The 8,735-nt window shown below is 56.5% G+C and carries 8 protein-coding genes; 4 read left to right on the forward strand and 4 right to left on the reverse strand.

Features of this window, described 5'->3' with window-relative positions; all coding sequences use genetic code 11:
• Nucleotides 1–121: 121 nt before the first annotated feature.
• The 3 genes from ABWO67_RS17910 to ABWO67_RS17920 are packed head-to-tail and all read left to right on the forward strand — an operon-like array spanning nt 122 to nt 2,232.
• Nucleotides 122–715 (forward strand): Maf-like protein, encoded by a 594-nt coding sequence (locus tag ABWO67_RS17910; RefSeq protein ID WP_353154247.1) that lies wholly within the window; start codon nt 122–124, stop codon nt 713–715.
• A 52-nt stretch (nt 716–767) separates the two neighbouring features.
• The gene (locus ABWO67_RS17915) at nt 768–1,448 is read left to right on the forward strand and encodes an SAM-dependent methyltransferase (RefSeq protein ID WP_353154264.1); all 681 of its coding nucleotides are present in this window, start codon (nt 768–770) and stop codon (nt 1,446–1,448) included.
• A gap of 4 nt (nt 1,449–1,452) precedes the next feature.
• Nucleotides 1,453–2,232, forward strand: coding sequence for an N-acetylmuramoyl-L-alanine amidase (locus ABWO67_RS17920; protein WP_353154249.1), 780 nt, complete (start codon nt 1,453–1,455; stop codon nt 2,230–2,232).
• Nucleotides 2,233–2,247: 15 nt separating this feature from the next.
• On the opposite strand, the gene msrQ is transcribed toward ABWO67_RS17920, so the two are convergent.
• The 4 genes from msrQ to ABWO67_RS17940 all read right to left on the reverse strand — a co-directional run bounded on the left by msrQ (nt 2,248) and on the right by ABWO67_RS17940 (nt 5,551).
• Entirely contained in the window at nt 2,248–2,859 is a 612-nt protein-coding gene (gene msrQ, locus ABWO67_RS17925; protein WP_353154252.1) for a protein-methionine-sulfoxide reductase heme-binding subunit MsrQ, read from the reverse strand.
• Nucleotides 2,856–3,824 carry a protein-methionine-sulfoxide reductase catalytic subunit MsrP gene (gene msrP / locus ABWO67_RS17930; protein ID WP_353154254.1) on the reverse strand — a complete coding sequence of 323 codons (969 nt, stop codon included), beginning with the start codon at nt 3,822–3,824 and terminating at the stop codon, nt 2,856–2,858. The genes msrQ and msrP overlap by 4 nt, the downstream gene beginning before the upstream one ends.
• A 123-nt stretch (nt 3,825–3,947) precedes the next feature.
• Nucleotides 3,948–4,601 carry an HAD-IA family hydrolase gene (locus ABWO67_RS17935; protein ID WP_353154257.1) on the reverse strand — a complete coding sequence of 218 codons (654 nt, stop codon included), beginning with the start codon at nt 4,599–4,601 and terminating at the stop codon, nt 3,948–3,950.
• The gene (locus tag ABWO67_RS17940) at nt 4,598–5,551 is read right to left on the reverse strand and encodes an RluA family pseudouridine synthase (RefSeq protein WP_353154259.1); all 954 of its coding nucleotides are present in this window, start codon (nt 5,549–5,551) and stop codon (nt 4,598–4,600) included. The genes ABWO67_RS17935 and ABWO67_RS17940 overlap by 4 nt, the downstream gene beginning before the upstream one ends.
• A 502-nt stretch (nt 5,552–6,053) precedes the next feature.
• On the opposite strand from ABWO67_RS17940, the gene ABWO67_RS17945 reads away from it, so the two are divergent.
• Nucleotides 6,054–8,735 (forward strand): Rne/Rng family ribonuclease (locus ABWO67_RS17945; RefSeq protein WP_353154261.1); only part of this gene is annotated, 2,682 nt, incomplete at its 3' end.

Consider the following 8,735-nt stretch of genomic DNA (forward strand, 5'->3'; position numbering starts at 1 on the left):
TTATCCTGCTCTTTACTGCTTATCTTTTCTAGCCGCGCTGCAATAACCACGCAAGAAGAAAACATTAGATAATAACGCGTGCCACCCCCGCCAGTCAAACCGTACAAGCAAATACTCTACTATGCGTCTTATCCTTGCATCAAGTTCCCGCTACCGCCAAGAAATGCTGGAGCGCCTGGGCATCCCTTTCATCGCCATATCGCCAGATATCGACGAAAGCCCGCTGCCCGGCGAGAGCCCAACTGCCCTGGCATTGCGGCTATCATTGGCCAAGGCGCAGGCGATCATTCCCGCCCACCCAGGAGCACTGGTGATTGGATCCGATCAGGTCGCCACCATTCATGGCGAGCCTATCGGCAAGCCAGGCGGTTTCGAGCGAGCCCAGGCCCAGCTCGAACAACTGAGCGGCCAAACCGTAGAATTCCACAGCGCTTTGTGCGTCAGCAATGGCCAGCGCCACGAGACGGCTGATATTGTCACACTATGCCGATTCCGGCACTTGACCACGGACGAGATCACTGCCTATCTGCATCGAGAACAACCTTACGACACCGCGGGCAGCGCCAAGGCCGAAGGACTGGGCATTGCCCTGATGGAAAGCATGCAATCCGACGATCCCACCGCCATTATCGGCCTGCCCCTTATCGCATTAAGCCGGATGTTGCGCTCTTTCGGCATCAATCCGCTAACCCATTCAAATCCATTGAACTCTTAATTCTGGAGCAGCAGTGAAATCAGCTGGAACTTTACATTTAATCCCCGTAGGCATGGGCGAGGCCGCCCCCGAACTATGGTTGCCGAACGCCGTCCGAGAGCTTGCCGGGCGGCTCACTACCTATATTGCTGAAAATGCGAAAACGGCACGCGCCTTTCTCAAACTGATAGGCACGGCAGGCCCGTTGCAAGAAATTACCATCCATACACTGGATAACAAGGTCAATGCGCAACAAATGCGGGATTGGCTCACGCCCTTGCTCGAAGGCGGGGAAATTGGACTCGTATCGGAAGCCGGCTGCCCCGCAGTGGCCGACCCGGGCGCCAAGGTAGTGGCTGTCGCACACAGCATGGGAATACGCGTCATACCTTGGGTAGGCCCCTCGTCCATCCTGCTAAGCCTGATGGCCAGCGGACTGGATGGTCAGCGCTTCGCTTTTCACGGCTATGCCCCGGTCGAGCCAACGGCGCGCGCCAAGCAACTAAAAGCCTGGGAAATCGAGTCGCAAAAACATGAACAAACCCAAATTCTGATCGAAACCCCCTACCGTAACGAGGCCATGTTCGAAGCGCTGAAGCTCGCCCTCAAAGGCAATACCCGGCTTTGCATTGCCCGATCTCTGACTACGAACGATGAGCTGGTACAGACACGCACAATCGCCGAGTGGAAAACCCGCCCCGCCCCCGACCTTGCAAAGAAACCCACCATTTTCCTGTTTTTGGCCGGGCACTGATCGCATGCACGGCAAGCATATCGTCGCCGCCGCCCTGCTATTGGTCTTAGCGGCCTGCGGCACCTATCAACCAGAGGGGTTGCAGATCGACCGCAGCATCCAGGCCAAAAGCCAGAACAGCCGAATCGAATTCATCGTGCTGCACTACACCTCAACGGGGAATGAAGCCTCGTTAAAAATATTGTCAGAACAAAACGTAAGCAGCCACTACCTGATCACTAACGACCCCGTACCGCGCATTTATCAGCTCGTCGACGAAAATCGCAGGGCCTGGCATGCAGGCATCAGCGAGTGGTTCGGCCGCACCGACATGAATGCGGGCTCCATAGGCATAGAAATCGTCAACCAGGGCCGCAACGGCAATAGCTGGGAGCCATACCCCCCGGCTCAAATCGCTGCTGTCACCGCCCTGATCCAGGACATCGTCAGCCGCCATCAGATCAAAGCCCTGAATATTGTCGGGCACAGCGATATCGCGCCGCAGCGCAAGATTGATCCGGGTCCGTTATTTCCGTGGAAGGAACTTGCCCAGAAAGGTATTGGGCGTTGGTACAACGATGCCAAGGCGCAAGAATACGCGCAAGAATTCCTACGAAATGGATTGCCGGACATAGCCTGGATGCAAAAGGAACTAGCGCGGGCGGGCTATAAGGTGCCACGTAACGGTGTGTTGGACAAGGGCACCAGAAACGTCATCACCGCATTCCAGATGCATTACCGGCCTGCCCTTTACGACGGCCAGCCAGATGCCGAAACCCTTGCCATACTAAAAGCCCTGCCCTGACAACACGCGGCGTTATCAGACATAACGCCGCCGCACGAAATAACCTACCCGCACCAATAGCAGCACCGTAAGAATCACCCCATAGACATAGGGCTCGAAAAAGTCGTTCTTCCCCGCCCGCACCAGCCAGAAATGCCATACCGACAGCGCCGCGATGGCGTAAACAGTACGGTGCAAATGCTGCCAGTAATGCCCCATGCGTCGTATCCACCCGCGCGTAGACGTGCATGCCAGCGCGACCATAGGCACGAAAGCGATCATCCCCACCGTAATAAATGTTCGCTGAACAACGTCATCCCACATTGACGCAAACGACCAGCCGCGCTCCCAAAAAGCCCAGCCCAATAAGTGCAAGCAGGTATAAAAAAAGGCGAAGAGTCCCAGCATTCGGCGCAAGCGAACCAGGGCAGGTTGACCAAGGATACGGCGAACAGGGGTAATCGCCAGCGTCAAACACAAGACAACCAACGCCCAGATTCCCGATGAGCGAATCAGAAACTCGGCGGGATTGGCTCCTAAACCCTCATTGAACCCTAACCAAACCCAGCGAAAAGCGGGATACAGGGCTAACAAGAATACCCAAGGCTTGATGCGCGCGATTTGCGCCGCCGTCCAATTGGATTTCAATAGTTTTTCCTAAGATCCATTCCCGTATAAAGCGATGCCACCTGATCTGCGTACCCATTGAACATCAGGGTATCGACCCGCGGCGCAAAAATCCCGTCGCCTATTCTGCGTTCCGTAGCCTGGCTCCAGCGGGGATGCGGCACATCAGGGTTCACATTTGCGTAGAAACCATATTCATTCGATGCAATTTTTACCCAACTGGTAACTGGCATCTTTTCAAGCAAACGAATCTTTACTATAGATTTTCCCGATTTGAAGCCGTACTTCCAGGGAATGGCCACGCGCATAGGCGCGCCGTTCTGGTTAGGCAATACCTTGCCGTATACGCCAAACACCAGCATAGTCAGAGGATGCATGGCCTCATCAATGCGCAAGCCTTCCACATAAGGCCAGTCGATAATGCGATCGCCCAACCCCGGCATATTGTCGGGCTGGACTGCGGTAACAAACTCTACATACTTAGCCTTACTGGTCGGCTCGACCTGCTTTAGCAGAGTAGCCAGAGAATATCCGCTCCAGGGGATCACCATGGACCACGCTTCCACACAGCGCAACCGGTAAATTCGCTCTTCAAGGCTGGCCAGCTTAAGCAAATCGTCAATATCGAATGTGCGAGGCTTGGCGACCTCGCCTTCTATGCTGACAGTCCACGGCCTGGTCTGCATTTTTCCGGCATAGTCCAGCGGATCGGTCTTGCCTGTGCCGAACTCGTAGAAATTATTATAAGAACTGACATCTTTTTCGGAAGTCAGCTTGTTGCTTAACCAGTATTGTGGATTAGGCTGGGCCGGCAATGCCGAACTTTGCTGGCCGGCGGCCCAGGCGGACAGGTCCGGAACCAGACCACCCGCACCCAGCGCCGCAACCCCTGCGCCGGCCTGCAGCAACCACTTTCTGCGCGACAGCCAAACGGCTTCAGGCGTAATTTCAGATGGCGCAATATACGGAATTTTGATTTTAGACATGACCGCCCTTTAGCTTCGCGTTACCGGATCGGCACAATTGCCCCTCGAACAAGGGGCCTTAGCGCGTCAACTGTGTAGTAAGACGGCAGTTCGACACGAGAAGTTCCGTGCGAACCTGGAACATCACACCCTATCCAGCAGCCACGCCTGCATTTCACTTACGCTGGAAACCATTACCGTAGGCGCGGCCTCGATCAAGGTACGCTGATCATGCGCCCCATAAGTAACGGCCATGCTATCCATTCCGGCGCTAGTCGCCATTTGTATATCGTGCGATGTGTCGCCGACCATCAATACTTGCTCTGGGCGCAGGCTGAGCTCTTCCATGATTTCCAGCAACATGCCAGGGTGCGGCTTACCAAAAGATTCATCAGCGCAGCGTGTCGCATCAAAATGGCTTAGCAGTTGCGTAGTGCCCAATACCCTGTCCAGGCCCACGCGGCTTTTACCGGTGGCTACACCCAGCACTACTTGGCGCTCCCGCAGCACCTCCAACAACTCTAGAATGCCGTCAAACAGCTTGATTTCGGGATCACGCTGTAAAAAATGAAAACGATAGCGCTCAAGAAAAAGCGGCATACGGTCGGCGGTTAACGTAGGAACGCAGTGATATAGAGCGCTTTCCAGGGAAAGCCCAATTACCCAGCTAGCCGTACTGGCGTCGGGAACGGGAAGCTCGACATCGGCGCAGGCGGACTGGATTGCTGCCACGATGGAATGTGTCGAATCCATAACCGTGCCGTCCCAGTCGAAAACCACAGCGTCATAGCGTTTCACGAATTGTGCTCCAGATAGTCAAGAATATGTGTACATGCAGGCGGCAGTGGCGCTAACAGCACCATAGGCTCGCCCGTCAGGGGATGGGGAAGCTCCAGCCGGCACGCATGCAAGAACATGCGGCCAAACCCCAATCGGGCGAATCGCGCCCGTACATCGTCGGACCCGTACTTGTCATCACCCACGATAGGATAGCCGCCCGATGCCAAATGCACACGTATCTGGTGCGTACGGCCCGTACGCAGTTCGGCACCCACCAGGCTATAGCGGCCATAGCGCTTTTGCAGCGTAATAATGGTATGCGCCGCTTTACCTTGTGCATCCACCTTGACCCGTCGCTCGCCGGAGGCGGTCAGCCATTTGAGCAAAGGCTGGCGCATATGCTGCTTGTCATTCACCCAGTCGCCGACAACCAGCGCCTGGTAGTGCTTACGCCCGCCGCCCTCGCGCATCATGTCGTGCAATGCCAGCAAGGCCTTGCGTTTCTTTGCGATCAGCAACAGTCCCGAGGTTTCCCGATCCAGGCGATGAGCGAGCTCAAGGAAAGCCGCGTCGGGGCGAGCGGCGCGCAATTGCTCGATAACGCCAAACGATACGCCACTGCCGCCATGCACGGCGACGCCAGCTGGCTTGTCAATGACAATAAGCGCTTCATCTTCAAACACGATAGGAAACACTGCCGGCGGCACTACCCTGGCTTCATCGGGCTTGGGCAGCCGTAAGGGTGGCACCCGCACGGTGTCACCCTCTTCGAGCCGGTAGTCCGCAGAGATGCGGCCCTTATTGACCCGCACTTCGCCGCCGCGTATGGCCTTGTACAAATGGCTTTTTGGCACGCCTTTGCACAGACGTAATAAAAAATTGTCGATGCGCTGGCCGGCCTGCTCGGCGCCAATTTCAACAAAACGTACACTAGGAGCAGGGTTTTCGGTAATAACTGTTTTGCGCATAGGGAAAAGCGGCATATAATCGCGTCAGCCTATAGAAGCTGAAAAAAACCGCCAAACGTAGAGATGCAAGGGATGCGTCTCCGTTGGACGAACAAGGCCCATATTGTACTGCCTGCCTTTCAGCTTCTGGGTCATTTGGTCGCCGGGGCAAGCCCGATCTTGAAAATAGTTGTGTGGCATAGCGCCCGCTGTTCATCCAGATCTACTGCCAACCGCGTGCGGCTCTGAATCTCTTGCGAAGTTTGTCATACGTTTAATGCACCAGCCGCGAACTAACAACCGCGACTGCCGTTCCCAGCAATTTTTTTGTCAACCACTATAGTGAATCTGACCTCCCTGCTGACTGAACTGCGTACCTACAGGTCCGCTGTGCCTTCCTGACACAAGGTGGGCATTGCCGACGCAGTCAGCAAGCCCCCGCTGCAGATTTAGCGCCTCACACCGAACGACCCGCGGTCGTGCGCCGATTTACGGTGCGCCATGACTACGGAGAAATACACTCATGAAACGAATGTTGTTCAATGCAACGCATCAAGAAGAACTACGCGTTGCGATTGTCGACGGTCAGAAGCTCATTGACCTCGATATCGAAACGGCCGGCCGCGAACAGCGCAAAGGCAATATCTACAAAGGCGTAATCACCCGCATCGAACCTGGCCTCGAAGCCTGCTTCGTCAGCTACGGCGAAGACCGTCACGGCTTCTTGCCGTTCAAGGAAGTGGCCCGGACCTATTTCAAAGAAGGCGTTGATGTACGCACTGCGCGTATCCAGGAGGCCCTCGCCGAAGGCCAGGAACTGATCATCCAGGTTGAAAAAGAAGAGCGCGGCAACAAGGGCGCAGCCCTGACCACGTTCATCTCCCTGGCAGGCCGCTACTTGGTGCTGATGCCTAATAACCCACGTGGCGGCGGTGTTTCGCGCAGGGTCGAAGGCGAAGACCGCCAGGAACTGCGTGAAACCATGGACCAACTGGATATTCCAGCTGGCATGAGCATCATCGCACGCACCGCCGGTATAGGCCGCAACGTCGAAGAGCTGCAGTGGGACCTGTCCTATCTAATGCAGCTTTGGAATGCAATCGACGCGGCCGCCCGTGAAAACAAGGCGCCCATCCTGATCTACCTGGAGTCGAGCCTGGTCATCCGCGCCATCCGCGACTACTACTCGCCCGAAATCGGCGAAATCCTGATCGACACCGACGATATCTACGAGCAAGCCACCGCTTTCATGAGCGTTGTCATGCCCGACAATGTCCAGCGCGTCAAAATGTACCGCGACGACGTACCCCTGTTTTCGCGTTTCCAAATCGAACACCAGATCGAAACCGCCTACTCGCGCACCGTCCAGTTGCCATCGGGAGGCTCAGTCGTCATCGATCATACCGAAGCCCTGGTTGCCGTAGACGTGAACTCGGCGCGCTCAACGCGCGGTTCCGACATTGAAGAAACCGCGACGCGCACGAACCTGGAAGCCGCCGACGAAGTAGCCCGTCAGTTACGCCTGCGCGACCTTGGCGGCCTGATCGTGATCGACTTCATCGATATGGAAGAAAACAAAAACCAGCGCGCCGTAGAGCAACGCTTGCGCGATGCCCTCCATTTTGACCGCGCCCGAGTGCAAATGGGCAAGATTTCACGTTTCGGTCTTATGGAACTATCGCGTCAGCGCCTGCGTCCTGCCCTGAACGAAGGCTCGCATATCACCTGCCCACGCTGCAACGGAACCGGCGTTGTACGCGATGCCGAATCCAGCGCCCTTCACGTTCTGCGTCTTCTGCAAGAAGAGGCCATGAAGGAAGGCACAGCTGCGCTGCACGCTCAAGTCCCGGTAGACGTCGCCACCTTCTTGCTTAACGAGAAGCGCGCCGACATCACCAAGATTGAGTCGCGCCTGAAGATCAACCTGGTTCTGATTCCCAACAAGAACCTGGAAACACCGCATCATCATATCGAGCGGTTGCGTCACGACGATCCGCGACTGGAAGAAATCAAGACCAGTTTCGATCTGGTTACTCAGCCTGAGCCGCAACTTACCTGGGCACCCAACAAAGAGCAAGAAGCCAAGACTCGGCCTGAAGCACTGGTCAAGGGCATAACGCCTTCGCAACCCGCTCCTGTTTCACCTAATGCCCCTGCGCGCGCTGCTGCCAAACCCGCTACCCAGGGAAGCAGCCTGATCAGACGCCTGATCAACTGGTTGACTGGCGCCAGCACAGCAGCACCCAAGCCGCCTGTCGCTGAAGCAGCCAAACCCCAGCACGCCGGCCGCAACAAGAATAGCCGCCATAACGAGCAGCGCCGAGAACGCGGACAAGGTGATCGTAATCGCCCACGCCGTGGTGAACGTCGTCAAGATGCCGTCGAAGATAAGTCCAGCGAAGCCTCGGCCCCAGCTGCCAGAACGCGCCGTCAGTCCGCAGTCCAGGAAACGGCTGCTGTCTCCGAGCAACGTGCCGCTGGTATTGCGGTAACACCGGCAGTTGCATCGCCGGCCGATGGCAGCGAATCGGCAAGCTCCGGCCGCAATAGCCGCAGCCGCCGCGGACGCGGACGCAATCGTCGCGACGAGAACGCAAGCGAAACCGTTGAACTCGACAACAATGACCTGCCCTTGACCGCAGCGGCGGAAGTATCGGCCTCAGCAGTTGCCGACGAAGCCTCTGATCAGCAAAAAACGGCTGTCGACGGCTCCATAGACCAGGCCTCCGACAACGACCAGCTTGATCCAGAGCGCAAGCGCCGTCGTCGTCGCAGCCGTCGTGGTCGCCGCAGCACAGAAACCGGCACTGAAACCAGCGCCGCGCAAGACAGCGAAAGCGATACTACAGAAGAAGGTCAGGCATTCGTTTCCCACGAAACGCCAGCCTTTAACCCACAGGTATTGCCAGCTATTGCGACAGCCCAAGGCGGGTTTTCCGAAGCCGTCCCGACGCCTGTAGAAGCTGCCCCTGTTCTTGCTCCTGCTCCTGTTGTTGTGGAAACTGCCCCGGCCGTAGCTACTGCGCCTGCTGAAGCTGTTATCGCTCCTGTTGCCGACGTAGCGCCCGCTGTAGAAGCGGCACCAGTCGCAGCAACTCAGGAACTGCCGGTTCAAGCCGAGCCTGCCACTCAGCCGGTAGAAGTGGAAGCTGCTACGACTGAAGCACCTGCCGAAACAACGCCCGTCGAAACAGCTCCTGTTGAA

It is taken from the genome of Pollutimonas bauzanensis (genome assembly GCF_040393045.1).
Taxonomy (GTDB): Bacteria; Pseudomonadota; Gammaproteobacteria; order Burkholderiales; family Burkholderiaceae_B; genus Pollutimonas; species Pollutimonas bauzanensis_A.